General features: G+C 73.1%; 14 protein-coding genes. 7 read left to right on the forward strand and 7 right to left on the reverse strand.

Annotated features, from left to right (window positions below; translation table 11 throughout):
* Nucleotides 1-4: 4 nt before the first annotated feature.
* Nucleotides 5-1681, reverse strand: a complete 1677-nt coding sequence (locus ADJ73_RS15910; RefSeq protein ID WP_050349079.1) for an alpha-amylase family protein — start codon at nt 1679-1681, stop codon at nt 5-7.
* A 32-nt stretch (nt 1682-1713) separates the two neighbouring features.
* The gene (locus ADJ73_RS15915; RefSeq protein ID WP_050349532.1) at nt 1714-2724 is read right to left on the reverse strand and encodes an LLM class F420-dependent oxidoreductase; all 1011 of its coding nucleotides are present in this window, start codon (nt 2722-2724) and stop codon (nt 1714-1716) included.
* A 182-nt stretch (nt 2725-2906) separates the two neighbouring features.
* Here ADJ73_RS15915 and ADJ73_RS15920 point away from each other — a divergent pair, with 182 nt between their 5' ends.
* Complete coding sequence (locus ADJ73_RS15920; protein WP_156188266.1) at nt 2907-5216, forward strand: VCBS repeat-containing protein; 2310 nt, start codon at nt 2907-2909, stop codon at nt 5214-5216.
* Nucleotides 5217-5273: 57 nt separating this feature from the next.
* Here ADJ73_RS15920 and purE read toward each other — a convergent pair whose 3' ends face one another.
* Nucleotides 5274-5783: a 5-(carboxyamino)imidazole ribonucleotide mutase gene (purE, locus tag ADJ73_RS15925; RefSeq protein ID WP_050349081.1), complete on the reverse strand. Its 510-nt coding sequence runs from the start codon at nt 5781-5783 to the stop codon at nt 5274-5276.
* The gene (locus ADJ73_RS15930) at nt 5780-7009 is read right to left on the reverse strand and encodes a 5-(carboxyamino)imidazole ribonucleotide synthase (RefSeq protein WP_050349082.1); all 1230 of its coding nucleotides are present in this window, start codon (nt 7007-7009) and stop codon (nt 5780-5782) included. Before ADJ73_RS15930 ends, purE begins: the two co-directional genes overlap by 4 nt.
* A gap of 51 nt (nt 7010-7060) precedes the next feature.
* Between ADJ73_RS15930 and ADJ73_RS17665 the strand changes: the two genes are divergently transcribed.
* Both ADJ73_RS17665 and ADJ73_RS17670 read left to right on the forward strand, forming a co-directional pair.
* Complete coding sequence (locus ADJ73_RS17665; protein ID WP_253272612.1) at nt 7061-8755, forward strand: hypothetical protein; 1695 nt, start codon at nt 7061-7063, stop codon at nt 8753-8755.
* Nucleotides 8737-9261, forward strand: coding sequence for a GtrA family protein (locus ADJ73_RS17670; protein ID WP_050349084.1), 525 nt, complete (start codon nt 8737-8739; stop codon nt 9259-9261). The genes ADJ73_RS17665 and ADJ73_RS17670 overlap by 19 nt, the downstream gene beginning before the upstream one ends.
* A 132-nt stretch (nt 9262-9393) precedes the next feature.
* Here ADJ73_RS17670 and ADJ73_RS15945 read toward each other — a convergent pair whose 3' ends face one another.
* From ADJ73_RS15945 to ADJ73_RS15955, 3 genes are read right to left on the reverse strand one after another with little or no spacing between them, the layout of a single operon-like run.
* Complete coding sequence (locus ADJ73_RS15945; RefSeq protein ID WP_050349085.1) at nt 9394-10197, reverse strand: enoyl-CoA hydratase/isomerase family protein; 804 nt, start codon at nt 10195-10197, stop codon at nt 9394-9396.
* Entirely contained in the window at nt 10194-11351 is a 1158-nt protein-coding gene (locus tag ADJ73_RS15950) for an adenylate/guanylate cyclase domain-containing protein (RefSeq protein WP_156188267.1), read from the reverse strand. Before ADJ73_RS15950 ends, ADJ73_RS15945 begins: the two co-directional genes overlap by 4 nt.
* 48 nt (nt 11352-11399) lie before the next feature.
* Complete coding sequence (locus ADJ73_RS15955; protein ID WP_082177198.1) at nt 11400-12149, reverse strand: biotin--[acetyl-CoA-carboxylase] ligase; 750 nt, start codon at nt 12147-12149, stop codon at nt 11400-11402.
* Nucleotides 12150-12223: 74 nt separating this feature from the next.
* On the opposite strand from ADJ73_RS15955, the gene ADJ73_RS15960 reads away from it, so the two are divergent.
* The 4 genes from ADJ73_RS15960 (at nt 12224) to ADJ73_RS15975 (ending at nt 17930) form a co-directional block, all read left to right on the forward strand.
* Nucleotides 12224-13834: an acyl-CoA carboxylase subunit beta gene (locus ADJ73_RS15960; RefSeq protein WP_050349088.1), complete on the forward strand. Its 1611-nt coding sequence runs from the start codon at nt 12224-12226 to the stop codon at nt 13832-13834.
* A 23-nt stretch (nt 13835-13857) separates the two neighbouring features.
* The gene (locus ADJ73_RS15965; protein WP_050349089.1) at nt 13858-14103 is read left to right on the forward strand and encodes an acyl-CoA carboxylase epsilon subunit; all 246 of its coding nucleotides are present in this window, start codon (nt 13858-13860) and stop codon (nt 14101-14103) included.
* 29 nt (nt 14104-14132) lie between these two features.
* Nucleotides 14133-15848, forward strand: a complete 1716-nt coding sequence (locus tag ADJ73_RS15970) for a DUF885 domain-containing protein (RefSeq protein ID WP_253272613.1) — start codon at nt 14133-14135, stop codon at nt 15846-15848.
* A gap of 213 nt (nt 15849-16061) precedes the next feature.
* On the forward strand, nt 16062-17930 hold the full coding sequence (locus tag ADJ73_RS15975) for a Na+/H+ antiporter (RefSeq protein WP_050349090.1): 1869 nt from the start codon (nt 16062-16064) through the stop codon (nt 17928-17930).
* The last annotated feature ends 10 nt before the right edge of the window (nt 17931-17940 follow it).

A 17940-nucleotide genomic window follows, 5' to 3' on the forward strand; every position in this document is an offset into this window, starting at 1 on the left:
CAGGTCAGTACAACCGGCGGTCGTGGGGGCCGTGCACGCCGTACCACCGGAAGCCGTAGCCGTCGAGGACCACCTGCAGCCGGCCGTCCTCCTGCAGCTCGCAGCGGTCGCCGCCGAAGATGTCCACGAGGACCGAGCCGGGCTCCTCCTCGATGGTCAGCTCCACGGTGGCACCCTCGGCGCCGAGGTTGTGCACGGTCACCACGCTGCTGTCCTCGTGGCGGATGCGCAGCGCCAGGACCGAGCGGTGCGGCTGCTCCAGCACCTCGTGCCGCCCCCACCCGAGCTCGGGGTGCTGGCGGTAGCGGAAGATCAGCTCCCGCATGAAGGCGTACAGCGACTCGCGGTCGTACCTCTGGTCGGCGACGTTGACGTGCTCCGGGGAGTAGCCGTCCTTGGGCAGCGGCGCCACCAGCTTGCGGACCGGGGCGGTGGAGAAGCCTGCGCTCGACTGGGAGGTCCACTGCATGGGGGTGCGCACCGCCATCCGGCCCTCCTCGGAGAGGACCTCGCCCATCCCGATCTCCTCGCCGTAGAAGAGGGACGGGGTGCCGGGCAGGGAGAAGAGCAGCGAGTAGGCCATGCGGATCCGGCGGGGGTCGCCGTCGAGCATCGACGGGAGCCGGCGCTTGAGGCCGCGGCCATAGACCTGCATCTCGGGCTCGGGGCCGAAGGCGTCGAAGACCTCCTGACGCTCGGAGTCCGACAGCTTGTCCAGCGTCAGCTCGTCGTGGTTGCGCAGGAAGTTGGCCCACTGGGTGCCGTGGGACAGCGTCGGGCGGGCCTTGAGGGCCGTGAGCAGCGGCTCCGGGTCCTGGCGGGCCAGGGACAGGTAGGTGGCCTGCATCCCGATGAAGTCGAACTGCATCGTCAGGCCGTCGCCGTGCTCGCCCCCGAAGTAGGTGTACTGGTCGGGGTAGGGGATGTTGACCTCGCCGAGGATGATCCCGTCCCCGATCCGACGCCCGACGAGGGCGCGGATGTCGCGCAGGAAGTCCTGCGGGTCGCCGAAGGCCTTCTTCTCCTCGGGCCGGTTGCCCTCCGTGGAGAAGATGAACGGCACCGCGTCGATGCGGAAGCCGTCGACCCCCAGCTCGGCCCAGAAGCCGATGATCTTGAGGATCTCGTCGCGGACCTTGGGGTTGGCGATGTTGAGGTCGGGCTGGAACCTGTAGAAGTTGTGGAGGTACCACTCCCCCGTCTTGTCGTCCTTCTCCCAGATCGAGTCCTCCTGGTCGGGGAAGACCACCTTGTCGGAGGTGTCCGGCGGGGTGTCCGAGCGCCAGACGTACCAGTCCCGGTAGGGGTTGTCCGTGCTCTTGCGGGACTCCGTGAACCACGGGTGCTGGTCCGAGGTGTGGTTGATCACCAGGTCGATGATCACGCGGATGCCGCGGTCGTGGGCGGTGCGGGTGACCTCCACGAAGTCGCCCAGGCTGCCGAGCCGCGGGTCGACGCCGTAGAAGTCGGTGATGTCGTAGCCGTCGTCCTTGTCCGGCGAGGGGAAGAAGGGCATGAGCCACAGGCACGTGACGCCCAGCTCGGCGAGGTAGTCGATGCGGCCGGCCAGGCCGTTGAAGTCACCGACCCCGTCACCGTTGCCGTCGTTGTAGGCCTCGACGTCGAGGCTGTAGATGACGGCGTTCTTCCACCACAGGTCGCCGGTCTCGGTGATGCGCATGGGTCCACCTGGTCCCGGGGGCCGTATGCCGGTCAGCGCCCGGCCACGACCTCCCGCTCGAAGAGCTCGATGCCGCTGCGGTCGTAGGCCGCCTCGGCGAAGTAGGTGATGGCGTAGGTCATGCCGAGCCGCTCCAGGCGGTCCAGCGTCTCGTTGATCTGCTCCGGGGTGCCCACGAGCGGCTGCCCGGCCTGGTCCTCGCGCATCCTGTCGGCGCGGTCGGCGGGCACCCCGGCGCGCAGCATCTGGTCACGGTAGCGGTCGAGCCGCTCGCGCACCTCGGCGTCGTCCCGTCCGACGACCACGTTGTAGTTGGCCGAGCGCACGATCTCGTCATACGGCCTGCCGAGGTCGCGGCAGTGCCCCTGCAGGACCTCGCTCTTGTGGGCGAAACCCTCCTCGGTGCCGTCGAAGTTGGTGGCGTCGGCGTGCTCGGCCGCGATCCGCAGCGTCTTCTTCTCGCCACCGCCGGCCACCCACATCGGGATGCCGTTGTGCGCCGACCCGGGGTGGGAGGTGCCCTGCAACGGTCGCGGCGCGCACAGCGCCCCGTCCACCTGGACGTGGGTGCCGTGCAGCGTGGCGCGTCCCTGGGTCCACATCTGGCGCATGACCTCGACCCCCTCGGCCAGCGCGGCGATCCGCTCGCCGGCGCGGGGGAAGCCGTAGCCGTAGGCGCGCCACTCGTGCTCGTACCACCCGGCGCCGATGCCCATCTCGACCCGGCCGCCGGAGACCACGTCGACGGTCGCGGCGACCTTGGCGAGGTAGGCCGGGTTGCGGTAGCTGATGCAGGTGCACATCTGCCCGAGCCGGACCCGCTCGGTGACCGCGGCGAAGGCCGCCATCAGCGTCCACGCCTCGTGGGTCGCCTCGTCCGACGGCTGCGGCACGGTGTGGAAGTGGTCGTAGACCCACAGCGACTCCCACGGGCCCGCGTCCGCGTGCTCGGCCAGGCCCTTCATGGTCTCCCACTGGTCGGCCGGCGCGATCCCGACGAGGTCCATGCGCCAGCCCTGGGGGATGAACAGTCCGAACTTCACGATGGTCTCCTCGGGGGTCGCGACCCGCGTCGCCCAGGCCGTATGCCGACGCGTGGTCGCCGCCATCCTAGGCGCGGCCCGGTGACTCGGCGTCTCGATGGTGCGCGACGTTCCTCCCACTTAGTGGTTGCTTGGAGTAGTTTTCTGATTACCCACTGTGAAATCTCCCCCAGGAGCCGAGGATGCTTCCCTCTCAGTCCCCCCACCGGCGCCGACGCCACCTCCTGGCGACGGGAGCGCTCGCCGTCGCACTGGGTGCCTCGGCGGCTGCCGGGCCGATGGCCGCGAGCCCGGCGACCGCCGCCGGCAGGCCCGGTCCCGACCGGGCGCAGGCGGCGACCTCCGACCTGCGACCCACCGCCCGGCTCGCGCACGCCCCGCTGCCCGCCGCCACGGGACGCCCGCGCACCGTCACGGCCACGCGCACGGGCATGACGTCGAGCACGAGCAAGCGCACCTCCTCGACGCAGGGCCGGCTGCAGGCCGCCCCGGTCAAGCCCGCCGCGACCACCGCGTCGGCGGCGTGCGACTCCCTCGGCTTCCAGACCAACCAGCTGCGCGACCGCACCTGGCTGCTGTGGGACGGGACCAAGGCCACGGGGACCACGACCGTCACCCGGCTGCGCGAGGGCAGCTCCACCTGGCAGACCGTGGGCAGCGCGCCCGCGACCGCCGGCGCGGTGCTCGACACCAACCAGAACCCGGCCGGGCCCGCGTCCTACCGCCTGCAGACCACGGTCGGTGGCGTCGCGACGACCTGCGACATGACCGACGGCAACGGCGGGATCGTGACGGGGCTGTCGATGTTCCCCGACGCCGGCCCGGGGATCCCGGACTTCGCGGTGGCCACCAACGCCGCGGCGAGCCTGCAGATGCAGAACGACCTGTCCCTCGCGACGCCCGTCAACCCGGCCTCCGCGCCGAGCGACACCGTGACGCCGGCATACTCCGCCGACGGGCAGTGGGTCGCCTTCGGCCGGTACACCTCGAGCACGACCTCCGACCTCGTGGTGCAGCGCGCCGACGGTCGCGGCGCGGCGACCGTCCTGGCCGCCAGCGCCACCACGGGCCCGATCAACGCCGAGCCGAGCTACTCCCCCGACGGCCGCTACCTCGCCTGGGCCCGCTACCGTCCCGGCGCCACCACGGGCTCCCCGCTCGTCCCGGTGGACATCCAGGTCCGCGACCTCTACACCGGAGCGACCCGCACCCTCGCCGCGCGCTACGGCTCCCCCACCTGGACCCGCGACAGCGCCTCCCTGGTGGCGGTCGACCTGAGCGGGACGGCGGCCGGGCTGGTCCTGGTCAACGCCGCCACCGGCGCCGCGACCCCGCTCAGCGGCACCGCGGGCGGCTACGACCCCACGGTGATGACCAACGGCGCGGTCGCCTTCGCCACCCGCAGCGCCGCCGGCGTGGCCAGCCTCATGGTGCGCACCAACGCAACGGCCACGGGCACGGTGTCCACGCGCTACACGGGCGCGGCGGGCTCGATCATCGCCAACCCGCGGGCCACCCGGGACCGCAACGCCTTCTACTTCGTCATGGACACCGACGGGGACGGCAACCCGGCCAACGGGCCGGAGAACACCGCGGTCTACCGCCTCACCGGCACCACCGCGGAGATCACGAGCATCGGCGCGGTCGCCGGCGCACCCGCCGCGGTGGCCCGCGGCTTCGACCTGCGCGAGGCGTCCGGCAAGGGCACCTCGGACTTCGACGGGGACGGCTTCAACGACCTGGTCGGCCGGGACGCCAACGGGGTGCTCTGGCTCTACCCCAACACCCGGACCGACGGGGCGCCGCTGGCCACCCGCCGCCAGATCGGCACCGGCTGGGGCGGCATGACCGCTCTGATGACCCCCGGCGACCTCAACGGCGACGGGATCGGCGACCTGCTCGCCCGCGACGGTGCCGGCGACCTGTGGCTCTACCCCGGCGCAGGGCAGGGCGGCTTCTCCTCCCGCGTCAAGGTCGGCGTGGGCTGGAACGGCTACACGCTCGTCTCGGTCGGCGACTGGGACGGCGACACCCGCGCCGACATCGTCGCCCGCGACGGCAGCGGCAACCTGTGGCTGTACCAGGGCACCAACCGCATCGACGCCCCCGGCGTGCTGGTCAGCGGGCGCGTCCGGATCGGCGTCGGCTGGGGCATCTTCAACGTCATCGCCGGCGTGGGCGACGCCAACTACGACAACAAGCCGGACCTGGTGACGCGCCGCACCGACAACGGTCGGCTCATGCACTACTGGGGACCCGGCGGGGCCAACCTGCCGTGGAGCGGGACCCTCAGCAACGTCCCGGACTCCTTCGCCGCCTTCCCCCAGATCATCGGGGCGGAGCGCTACTCGTCCTACGCCACGAGCCTGGTCATGGTGAACTCCGCCGGCAACCTCGTCGACGTGCTCTTCACCGGGGACGGCCAGCTGGTCTACCCCTACAGCCAGACCCAGATCGCGGTCGGCGCGGCGAGCTTCCGCTGGGCGGGCTGAGCACCGACGTGACGCGGTGAGGGGGGCCGGCGCGTGTCGGCCCCCCTCACCGCGTCCTCAGCCGCGGCGCGCGCGCAGCCGCTCCCCCTTGGCGTGGGCCTGGTCGCGCAGGTCGGCCTGGAAGCTCACCATGGCCGCGCGCACCCGCTCCGCCTCCGGGCCGTCCCCGGCGGCGATGATCCGGGCGGCGAGCAGCCCGGCGTTGCGGGCCCCCCCGATCGACACCGTGGCGACCGGGACCCCCGCCGGCATCTGCACGATGGACAGCAGCGAGTCCATCCCGTCGAGGTGCTTCAGGGGCACGGGCACGCCGATGACGGGCAGCGGCGTCACGGCCGCGAGCATCCCCGGCAGGTGCGCCGCACCACCGGCCCCGGCGACGAGGACGCGCAGCCCCCGGGAGGCGGCGGACTCGCCATAGGCGATCATCTCGGTGGGCATCCGGTGGGCCGAGACCACGTCGGCCTCGTAGGCGATGCCGAACTCCTCGAGAGCCTGCGCCGCGAGCTCCATCACGGGCCAGTCCGAGTCGGAGCCCATCACCAGGCCGACGACGGGGTTGGTCATGCGGTCACCACTCCTTGCAGGTAGTCGCACGCGTGGCGGGCGCGCTCACGCAGGTCCTCGAGGTCGTCCCCGGAGACGTTGACGTGCCCGATCTTGCGACCGGGACGCACCTCCTTGCCGTAGAGGTGGAACTTCATCGCGGGGTCGCGGGCCATGAGGTGGCGGTAGGTGCCGTAGAGCTCGGGGTAGTCGCCGCCGAGGACGTTGCCCATGACGGTCCAGCGCGCGTGGGCGCGGGTGGAGCCGAGCGGCAGGTCCAGCACGGCCCGCAGGTGCTGCTCGAACTGGCTCGTCACCGACCCGTCGATGGTCCAGTGCCCCGAGTTGTGCGGCCGCATCGCGAGCTCGTTGACGACGTATGCCGCCCGCCCGCCGCTCCCCTCGGCGCCGTCTCGCGCGGCCTCCAGCTCGAAGAGCTCGACCGCCATCACCCCGGTCACGTCGAGCTCGCCGGCGACCCGCAGCGCCGCCGCGCTGATCTCGGAGGCGAGGGTGGGGTCGAGATCCGGTGCGGGAGCGAGGACCTCGGTGCAGATGCCGTCGGTCTGGACGGTCTCGACGATCGGCCACACCGCGGCCTGCCCGGAGCGGGAGCGGGCGACCAGCACGGCCAGCTCCCGGCGGAAGGCCACGGCCTCCTCGGCGAGCAGCCCGTCGGACAGGCCGCCCTCCCCCGCCTCGACCTCCCGCGTCATCTCGGCCAGCCAGCCCTCGGCGGCGTCGATCCCGTCGACGACCAGGACCCCCTTGCCGTCGTAGCCGCCGCGCGGCGTCTTGAGGACGAGCGGCCAGCCCACCTCGGCGCCGAACGCCTCGAGGTCCTCGCGGGAGCGCACCTGCGCCCACCGGGGGCAGGGGATGCCGAGCTCCGTGAGCCGCCGGCGCATCACCAGCTTGTCCTGGGCGTGGACGAGGGCCTCGGGGGTGGGTTCGACGGTGACACCGGCGGCCTGGACGGCGCGGATGACCTCGGTGGGCACGTGCTCGTGGTCGAAGGTCACGACGTCGCACCCCCGGGCGAACGCCACGACGTCCTCGACGCGCGTATGGTCCCCGACCGGCGACGACGGCACCACCAGGGCGGCGGCGGCCTGCGGCGACTCGGCGAGGACCGAGACGGTGACCCCGAGACCCACCGCGGGTGGGGCCGTCATACGGGCCAGCTGTCCGCCGCCGATGATGCCGACGACGGGAAATCCACCGGGTGCGGTGCGGGGAGAGCTCACGGGGGACAGCCTACGGCGCACGGCGAGACGGTCGTGCCCAACAATGCCCGGGTGACCGTCCACCCGACCACCCGAGCCGCGCGGCTCCTGTCGACGCTGACCGGTGCGCTCCTGCTCGGGGTGGCGGTCGCGCAGGTCGTGGCACCCGTCCGGGTGCTGCGCCCGCACCGGGGCTGGCTCGTGGTGGCGACCGTCGTGGTGCTGCTCGCGGCGGTGACGTGGCTGGCCCGGCGGCCGACGGCGAGCGCCCCCGTCCCTGGCGGCAGCCTGCCGGGCGGGCTGGTGGGCGCGGCGGTGGCGGGCGTCACCTCGTGGGGCCTGCACTACGACACCGGGTGGGACGCGGGGACGCTGCGGTGGATGGCTCAGCGGCTGCAGGCGGGCGAGGGGCTAACGCCCGAGCAGGCCACCTACCTCGCGCACTACCCCAACAACCTGCCCGTGCTCGCGGTGCTGCGGACGATCGAGGGCGTGCGGGCCCAGGTGCCGATCCCGCCCGAGCTGCCCGTGGCGGCCGTCGCGGCGGTGGCGGCCGGCGTCAGTGTGGCGCTCGTCGGGTCGCTGACCTGCGGGCGCCCAGGGCTGCTGCGCTCCGCGGCGACGACCCGCAGCGTGCTCGCGCAGGTGGTGTGCGTCCTGCTCGTGGCGGCCTCGCCGTGGACGACCGTCCTCTACAGCGACCTGCTCGTGCTGCCGCTGCCGATCCTCGGGGTGTGGCTCATGGTCCGCGCGGCCCGGGCGCCGAGCCGACGGGCCGCCTGGTGGTGGGTGGCGGCCAGCGTGGTCGTCGGCGTCGGGGCCGCCGTCAAGGCGACCGTGCTGGTGACCGCGCTCGCGGCACCGCTGCTGGTGCGGCGCGGCCGGCTCGACCTCCAGCGTGGGCGTCGGTGGATCCTGCCCCTCGTGCTGTGCGCGGTGGCCGCCGCCTGCGCGTATGCCGCCACCACGGTCACCGCCACCCGGGTCGCCACGCACGACGTGGCGCTGGACCGCGACCTGGCGCTGCCGGTCGAGCGCTGGATCTGGCTGGGGCTCACCCCGGTCCATCGCGGGGACGGCACGCTCGTGCCGGGCGGCTACACGGCGGCGATCGACCAGCAGATCGGCGACCGCACCACGACGCAGACCCGCGGGCTCGCGCGGGGCGAGATCGCCGCGCGGGTGCGCGCGCTCGGGCCCGGCGGCCTCGCGCTGTGGACGCTGGACAAGGCCCGCTGGAACCTCGGCGACGGGACGTTCTACGCGTATGGCGAGGGCTGGGACCGCGACGCGGCGCCCCGCGCCGTGGCTGCGGCACCGGCATGGAGCGGACCGCTGCGGCAGCTGTCGACGCCGGGTGCCCCCGCGGCGGCGGTGCGCGAGGGCCTGACCCAGGGGCTGTGGCTCGCGACCTTAGCCGCCGCGGGGATCAGCGCGCTGCGGGTGGGTGTGGACGGTGCTGCACGACGACGCGGTCCGGGGCGCGGCTCGTCGAGGAGCGAGCTCTCGCCGGAGGCGTCCCGCGTGGCGGGCGCCGTGGCAGTCGCCGTGGCAGTCCCGGTGGCCGCCGCCGTGGCCGTCGTCGTGCTCGGCGCGGTCGCGTTCACCTGCGTGATGGAGACCCGGTCGCGATACCTCTTCGACTTCGCGCCCCTCGTCGTCGTGCTCGCGGCCGGCGGCTCGGCGGCGCGCCATACGAGGGGTCGGCGCTCGGGGCCGCAGGCGGATCCGTCAGGTACCGTGCACGGGTGCCCACCACCGCGTTGAGCGCCCGAGCCCAGCACCTCGTCGACGCCCTGTGGCGGGAGGTCGCGAGGTTCGGCGTGGTCGGTCTCGCCGCCTTCGTGGTGGACGTCGGGATCTCCAACTGGCTGTGGGGCACCGCCTCGCACCCGGGGCCGATGCACGACAGCGCGACCAAGGCCAAGTGCCTGTCGGTCGCCGTCGCGACGGTGGTGGCCTACCTCGGCAACCGCTGCTGGACCTACCGGCACCGCCAACGCCCTGCGGTGGCGCACGAGTTCGCGTTGTTCGTCCTCTTCAACGTCGTGGGCATGGCGATCGCTGCGGCGTGCCTCGTCGTCAACGACTACGTGCTGGAGCTGCGCAACGCGCTGGCCCGCAACATCGCGGGCAACGGGGTCGGGCTGGTGCTGGGGACGGCCTTCCGGTTCTGGGCCTACCGCACCTTCGTCTTCACCCACGACCGGGGCGGCGACCCGGAGCTGGCGGCGGACCTGCCGCAGGCGCAGGAGCCGTCGCGGTCGCACTGACCGCGGCCCCGACGGACCGGGGCGAGGTCGTGGCGACCTCGACGGCGGCGTGACCCGGGATCGGGGAACCCCGCGTGCAACTGGCGCCACCACGGTTCCCCGATCATCGGCAGCAGCCGCGCGACCTCCCGGTCAGACGCCGGGCCAGCGGGGCGCCCGCTTCTCGGCGAAGGCCGCCACCCCTTCGCGCCGGTCGCCGCTGAAGGCCGTCGCCCGCCAGCAGCCGTCCTCGATCTCCAGCCCCGCCGCCAGGTCGACGTCGAAGCCGAGCCGCATCGCCTTCTTGGCGTTGCGGACCCCCACCGGCGAGTGGGTGGCCATCGAGGCCGCCAGCCCCAGCGCGCGCTCGCGGGCGCTGCCGGCCGGCACGACCTCGTCCACGGCGCCCAGCGCGAGCGCCTCGGCGGCCGTCATCTTGGCCGCACCGAAGATGATCCGCGCGGCCCGGGACCACCCGACGCGCCGCGTCAGCAGCTGGGTGCCGCCGCCGCCGGGGATCACGCCGACCGACACCTCCGGCAGCCCGACGGTCGCCACCTCGCCGCACACGACGAGGTCGCACGACAGCGCGATCTCGAAGCCGCCCCCCAGCGCGAAGCCGTCGACGGCGGCGATCGTGGGGACGGGGAGCGCCAGCACCCCGCCGTACGCCGCTCGCGCGACGGGTCGCTGCGCCATCAGGTCGGCGTCGGTGAAGCCGTTACGCTCCTTGAGGTCCGCCCCGACGCAGAAGGCCTTGGGGTGGGTCGAGGTCACCACGACCGCCCTCACCGCGCCGGACTCGGCCAGCGCCGCGAGCGTCGCGGTGGCGGCGCCGAGGTCGCGCGCGAGGGCGGTGGACACGGCGTTCATGGCCTCGGGGCGGTCCAGGGCGAGCTCGGCGACGTGCTCCTCCTCGCCGTGGCGGGTGATGGTCACGTGCTCATAGACGCTCATGGGTCCTCCTGCGTGCTGGGCATGGCTCGGTCGTGGTCGAGGGGTTCCAGGTCGTCGAGCGACGCCTGCACCACCGCCCGCTGCAGCAGCGAGGGGGTGACGACACCCACGCCGCGCAGGGTGCGGGTGCGCTGGCGGACGGTGGCCAGGTCGGGCACGTCCGCCACCAGGCGGGCGAGCTGCTCGTCCACCAGCACCTTGCCCGACGGGGCGACGGCGGTGAGCCGGGCGGCGCGGTTGACGGTGGTCCCGAAGACGTCACCCAGCCGCGACACGACGTGCCCGTGCGCCAGCCCGACCCGCACCGGCGGCAGCAGGTCGTCGTAGCGGATGGCGTCGGCGAGGTCGAGGGCGATGCGCGCGGCCGCGGCGGGGTCCTTGGCGACGTAGAGCACCTCGTCGCCCACGGTCTTGATGACGCGCCCGCCATGGCTGGTGATCACGTCGGAGCACAGCGCCTCGAACCGCTGCACCACGTGGGCCAGCTCGCGCTCGGAGAGCCGCCGCACGAGCGAGGTGAAGGACACCAGGTCGGCGAAGCCGACGCACCGCCGCAGCCCCTGGTCGCTCACCGAGGGGTCGGCGTCAGCGACCATGCGGGCGGTGGCGGCGGCCAGGTGCCGGCGCCAGGCGTAGACGAGCAGCGGCTCGAGCTCCTCGGCGAGGGCGGCGACCTTCTCGGCGGTGGCGAGCGCGGTGGCCTCGTCTGGCTCGGCCCGCGTGGAGTCGTGGCCCTCGTCGGCGACGGCCGAGCGCTGCAGGTGCACGTCACCCTGGGCCCATGGCGACAACGACTCGGCGAGCACCGAGCACTGCCACACGGACAGCCGGTCGGCGGTCCGGGCGAAGGCCCGCGTCAGCGCCAGCGCGGTCTCCTCGTCGAGGTCGCCCCGGCGCACCAGGGTGGCGACGGACCGCAGCGCGGTCAGGTCGCCGTGGGAGAAGACCGCGGCGCCGTCCTCGTTGGCGGGGAATCCCAGTGCGTGCCAGAACCTCTCGGCCGTCCGCAGAGAGACCCCCACGGTGCGGGAGACGTCGCGGCGGTCGAGGTCGAGGGCGCCGCCGAGGATCTCGCGCTGGGCAGCCTCGACCCGCGGGTCGAGGCGCGCGTTGGCCTGCGACAGGGACGTCGGCCGGTCGGTGGGCTCGCTCATGCGCTCCTCCCCGGTCACGTCGTCGCTGTCGGTCCCCGCCATGATGCCTCAGCCCGTGAGGGTCGCGTGCACCACGTCCCCTGCCGCGTGGGTCAGCTCGCGCCCGAGGGTCCGTATGACGATCCGGCCGGCGTCGTCCACCCGCACCGCCTCGCCGGACTGCACCGCGCCCGTGGGCAGCGTGATCGCCACGCGCCGGCCCAGCGTCGTGCAGGCCTGTCGGTAGTCCTCGACCAGCGTCGGCATCCGTGACGGCGACGCCCACTGGGAGTGCCGGTGCGCCAGGGCCTGCAGCACCGCCAGGACGACCTCCTCGCGCCCCACGTCGATCCCGCACAGCGCCAGCGACGTCGCCGTCTCGACCGGCAGCTCGGCCCGGCCCTGGTGCACGTTGATGCCCATGCCGAGCACCGCGAGGCTGGAGGCCGGGGCCAGCTCGCACAGGACCCCGCAGACCTTGCGGTCGGCGTCGGTGCGCACCAGCACGTCGTTGGGCCACTTCAGCACGACGTCACCCGCCCGCCCGGGCCCGGCCAGCGCGGTCAGCGCGTCCCGCACCGCGAGCCCGGTGAGCAGCGGCAGCCAGCCCACGTCGGCGGTGCGGGCGGGGGGCACGGGCACCGTCGCGGAGAGGGCCACCGCCATACCGGCCGGGGTCTGCCAGGAGCGGGCGAGCCGGCCGCGGCCCGCCACCTGGTGGTCGGTCGTGAGCACGTGCCAGGGGCGCGGGTCGGCGAGGAGCTCGGCGTTGGTGCTGCCCACGGCGTCGCGGACCTCGACCGACGCCCAGGGGGACATGGCGTCCGTCACAACGCTGGTCAGACGGCTTGGTCGCAGAGCGGAGGTCACGCGCCCAAGGCTATGGTGTCGCCATGGCTGACGCTTCCACGACGACGGTGGACTCCTTCGACCTGGCGACGACGGCAGGGCGGCTGGCCGACCTGCACCACCGCAACGACCAGGTCCGTCACGGGGCCTCGGACAAGGCCGTGGAGAAGCAGCACGCCCGCGGCAAGCAGACCGCCCGGGAGCGGGTCGAGGCCTTCCTGGACGAGGGCTCCTTCGTCGAGCTGGACCAGTACGCCCGGCACCGCTCCTCGGCCTTCGGCCAGGACAAGAACCGTCCCTACGGCGACGGCGTCATCACCGGCTACGGCACCGTCGACGGGCGCCAGGTGTGCGTCTTCGCGCAGGACTTCACCGTCTTCGGCGGCTCCCTCGGCGAGGTCTTCGGCGAGAAGATCGTCAAGGTCATGGACTTCGCCATGAAGATCGGCTGCCCCGTGGTCGGCCTCAACGACTCCGGCGGCGCCCGGATCCAGGAGGGCGTCGCCTCCCTCGGCATGTATGGCGAGATCTTCCGCCGCAACGTCCTCGCGTCCGGCGTCATCCCGCAGGTCTCGCTCATCATGGGCCCCTGCGCGGGCGGGGCGGTCTACTCCCCCGCCATCACCGACTTCACGGTCATGGTCGACCAGACGTCGCACATGTTCATCACCGGCCCCGACGTCATCCGGACCGTCACTGGGGAGAACGTCGGGATGGAGGAGCTGGGCGGCGCGATGGCGCACAACTCCAAGTCCGGCTGCGCCCACTACATGGGCTCCGACGAGGCCGACGCGATGGACTACGTCAAGGAGCTGCTGAGCTACCTGCCGAGCAACAACCACGAGGACCCGCCGGTCTTCGAGTCCTCGGTCGACCTGGACATCACCGACCTGGACGTCTCTCTCGACACGCTCATCCCGGACTCGCCCAACATGCCCTACGACATGCACGAGGTCTTCACGGCGGTCCTGGACGACCAGGAGTTCCTCGAGGTGCAGCCGCTCTTCGCACCCAACATCCTCACCGGCTTCGGCCGGGTCGAGGGGCACAGCGTCGGCATCGTCGCCAACCAGCCGATGCAGTTCGCCGGCTGCCTGGACATCGACGCCTCGGAGAAGGCCGCCCGCTTCGTGCGCACCTGCGACGCCTTCAACGTGCCGGTCCTCACCTTCGTGGACGTGCCGGGCTTCCTGCCGGGCACCGACCAGGAGTGGAACGGCATCATCCGCCGTGGCGCCAAGCTCATCTACGCGTATGCCGAGGCCACCGTCCCCCTCGTCACCGTGATCACCCGCAAGGCCTACGGCGGCGCCTACGACGTCATGGGCTCCAAGCACCTCGGCGCCGACGTCAACATCGCCTGGCCGACCGCCCAGATCGCGGTGATGGGGGCGCAGGGCGCCGTCAACATCCTCTACCGCAAGGAGATCGCGGCGGCGCAGGCCGAGGGGCGCGACGTGGAGGCGACCCGCGCGGCCTTCATCAAGGAGTACGAAGACCACCTCGCCAACCCCTACATCGCCGCCGAGCGCGGCTACATCGACGCGGTCGTGGCCCCCCAGGAGACCCGCCGCAACATCGTCCAGTCGCTGCGGGCGCTGCGCACCAAGCGCGAGCAGCACCCGCCCAAGAAGCACGGCAACATCCCGCTGTGAACGGCGGCCCCGGAGGAGCACCGATGAGCGAGACCAGCACCCCGGCGGACGGCATACGGCCGTTGCTGACCGTGACCAAGGGCGACCCGACCGACGAGGAGCTCGCCGCGCTGCTGCTCGTCGTCGCGGCGGCCCACGCGTCCGGCGACACCGACCCGGACCCCGAGCCCCACGGCATCTGGGCGAGCCGCGCGCGCAACCTCGGCGTGTCGTCGCTGGGGTCCCGACGCCGTCGGGCGGGCGCGTGGGGCTGGCGAGCCGCCCGCTGACCGGTCGCCGGGTGGGTTAACGTCGACGGGTGACCAACGACGCCACCCACCCCCAGGACGTGGCGGCCGGGCCAGCCCGACCGACCGCCGTCGACCGGATCGCCGAGGACTTCGTCCACGAGAGCCTCGAGCTGAGCCCCCTCACGGCCACGTACGTCGGCGCCCCCGGCTACGACGACCAGATCGACGACTTCTCGCCCGAGGGCCTGCGTCGCGGCTCCCAGCTGCGGCAGCGCACCCTGGCCGCGCTGGCGTCGGTCACCCCCGAGACCGACACCGACCAGGTCACCGTCGCCGCCATGACCGAGCGGCTCACCCTCGCCGAGGAGATGCACGCCGCCGGCCTGGACGAGTCCTCTCTCAACGTCATCGCCTCGCCGCTGCAGGACATCCGCGGCGCCTTCGACCTCATGCCCACCGAGACGGTCGAGCACTGGGCCACGATCGCGCTGCGCATGGCGCGGGTGCCGCTCGCCCTGGAGCAGTACCAGGAGTCGCTCCTGTCCGCCCGCGACAAGGGCGACGTGTCCCCGCGCCGCCAGGTCGAGGCGTGCATCCAGCAGTGCCACGACCTCGTCGAGGACGGCGGCTACTTCGCCACCTTCCTCGCCGGTGCGCTCGAGCCGAGCCGGTCGCTGCCCACCGAGCTGCGCGAGCGGCTCGCCCGCGAGGTCGGGGCGGCGCGCGACGCCTACGCCCGGATGGCCGACTTCCTGCGCGACGAGCTGCTCGAAGCGGCTCCGCACGAGGACGCCGTCGGCCCCGAGCTCTACTCCCTGTGCTCGCGCTACTTCCTCGGTGCGGAGGTCGACCTCGCCGAGACCTACCGCTGGGGGCAGGAGGAGCTGGCCCGGATCACCGCAGCGATGGAGCAGGTCGCGGACCAGATCCGGCCCGGCGCCACCGTCGCCGAGGCGATCGCGGTGCTGGACGCCGACCCCGCCTACACGCTGCACGGCACCGACGCGCTGCGCGAGTGGATGCAGGGCCGGGCCGACGAGGCGTTCGCGCTGCTCGACGGCGAGCACTTCGACATCCCGGCGCCGGTGCGGCAGATCGAGTGCTGCATCGCGCCGACGCAGACCGGCGGCATCTACTACACCGGCCCCTCGGAGGACTTCTCCCGGCCCGGGCGCATGTGGTGGTCCGTGCCCAAGGAGGTCACCGACTTCTCGACCTGGCGCGAGCTCACGACCGTCTACCACGAGGGCGTGCCGGGCCACCACCTGCAGGTCGGACAGGCCGTCTACCGGCGCGACACCCTCAACCGGTGGCGGCGGCAGTTCTCGTGGACCTCGGGTCATGGCGAGGGCTGGGCGCTGTATGCCGAGCGCCTCATGGCGGACTTCGGCCACATGGACGACCCCGGCAACCGGCTCGGCTGGCTCGACGGCCAGTCGCTGCGCGCCGCCCGCGTTGTCATCGACATCGGCGTGCACTGCGGCTTCGAGGCGCCCGAGGAGGTCGGCGGGGGCGAGTGGACTTACGACAAGGCGTGGGCCTTCCTGACCGCCCACTCCACCATGGAGGAGGCGGTGCTCCGCTTCGAGCTCGACCGCTACCTCGGCTGGCCGGGGCAGGCGCCGTCCTACAAGATCGGCGAGCGCCTCTGGATGCAGCTGCGCGACGAGGTCCGCCGCCAGCAGGGGGACGCGTTCTCGCTCAAGGACTTCCACCGCCGCGCCCTCGACCTCGGCGGGGTCGGGCTGGACGTGCTGCGCCAGGCGGTGCTCGCCGCCGACTGACCGGCCCCGCACTCCCCCTCCCCCGGGATCCCCCTCCCCCGCGATCGTGGTCCCTTTTGGTCGCCATACGGCACAAACCGCCCACGATCGAGAGGGGGGTCCCGCGATCGTGGTCCCTTTTGGTCGCCATACGGCACAAACCGTCCACGATCGGGAGGGGGTGGGGGTCCACGATCGGGAGGGGAGGGGGTGCGGGCGGCGGCGAGTGGGAGGATGTGCGCCGTGGAGATCCTCACGCTCGTGGTCGGCCTCGCCCTGACCGTCCTCGCCGTCACGACCCTGTCCAACCGCTGGGGCCTGTCGGCGCCCTTGGTGCTCATCGTCGTCGGGCTCGTCGGGTCCTACCTGCCGTTCATCCACGAGCCGACGCTGTCGCCCGAGCTGGTGCTCGTCGGGATCCTCCCGCCGCTGCTCTACACCGCGGCGCACAACACCAGCCTGATGGACTTCCGCGACAACCTGTCCGCCATCGGCTGGTTGTCCATCGGGCTCGTGCTCTTCACCGCGGCCGGGATCGGCCTGCTGGCCTGGGGCCTGCTGCCGCTGCCGTTCGCCGCGGCGTTCGCCCTGGGGGCGATCGTCGCCCCGCCCGACGCCGTCGCGGCGACCGCCGTGGCCAAGCAGATCGGCCTGCCGCGCCGGGTCGTCACCATCCTCGAGGGCGAGTCGCTGGTCAACGACGCGACGGCCCTGGTGTCGCTGCGCACCGCCACGGGGGCGCTCACCGCGGCGGTCACCGTCGGCGCGGTGCTGCTGGACTTCGCCAAGGCGGTGGTCGTCGCCATCGTGGTCGGCGTCGTGGTCGCCAAGGTGGCGGCATACGTGCTCAAGCGCACCAGCGACCCGGTCGCCACCACCGCGCTGTCCTTCCTGCTGCCGTTCATCGCGTTCGCGCCGGCGGAGCAGTTCCACGCGTCCGGGGTGCTGTCCGTGGTCGTCGCCGGGCTGCTGATCGGGCACATGGCGCCGGTCGTCGAGACCGCCCAGTCGCGCGTCACCACCCGGATCAACTGGAAGACCATCACCTACCTGCTCGAGAACTCCGTCTTCCTGCTCGTCGGGCTGCAGACGCGATCGATCGTGTCGGGCGCGTCCAGCTCGCCGCTCGGGTGGGGCCGCATCGTCGCGGCGTGCCTGCTGGTGCTGCTCGGCGTGATGCTGCTGCGCGTCGTGTGGATCATGGCGACGAGGTTCGTCGTGCGGGTGCGGCAGCGCCAGGGGGTGACGCCGTGGCAGGAGTCGGCGCTGATCGCCTGGGCCGGCATGCGCGGCGTGGTCACCCTGGCCGCCGCGCTCACCCTGCCGCTCGCCACGCCCCACCGGGCCGTTCTCGTCCTCATCGCCCTCGTGGTGACCGCGGGGACGCTGCTCATCCAGGGCCTGACCCTGCCCGTCCTCGCCCGGCGCCTCGACGTGCACGGCCCCGACCCCCGCGAGGACGCGCTGCAGGAGGCCACGGTCTACGCCCGGGCGGTCGAGGCCGGCCGGCGCGCCATGGAGGCCGAGGCCGGGCCGGACGACGCCGCCACCATCGCGACGCTCCGCGACCAGGCCGAGCGCCGCGTCAACGCCATCTGGGAGCGGCTCGGCCGCTCCGACGACCAGAAGGAGACGCCCAGCCAGACCTACCGGCGGCTCCGCACCGCCGCGATCACCGCCGAGCGCGAGGAGGTCTTGCGGGTGCGCAGCGAGGGTGAGGTCGAGTCCGAGGTGATCTCGGCGGTGCTGGCGGCGCTGGACTTCGAGGAGACCTCGCTGATGCGCGTCGAGCAGCGGGTGCGCCGACTGCGGGCCCTGTCCCCCGCCCTGCCGGAGGCGCCGTGCGAGCACCTCGCAGACTCCCCCACCTACGTCGAGCCTCGCACCCACGGCGAGTGCATCGGCTGCCAGGCCGAGGGCACCACGCCCGTCCACATCCGGTTGTGCCTGGCCTGCGGCTACGTCGGCTGCTGCGACTCCTCCGAGGGCCGGCACGCGACCCGCCACTACGAGGCGACCGGGCACCCGACGATGCGCTCCTTCGAGCCGGGCGAGTCGTGGCGCTGGTGCTTCGTCGACAACCTGCTCGCCTCCGGCGACTGACCGCGGGCAT

The organism is Arsenicicoccus sp. oral taxon 190, assembly GCF_001189535.1.
Taxonomy (GTDB): domain Bacteria; phylum Actinomycetota; class Actinomycetes; order Actinomycetales; family Dermatophilaceae; genus Arsenicicoccus.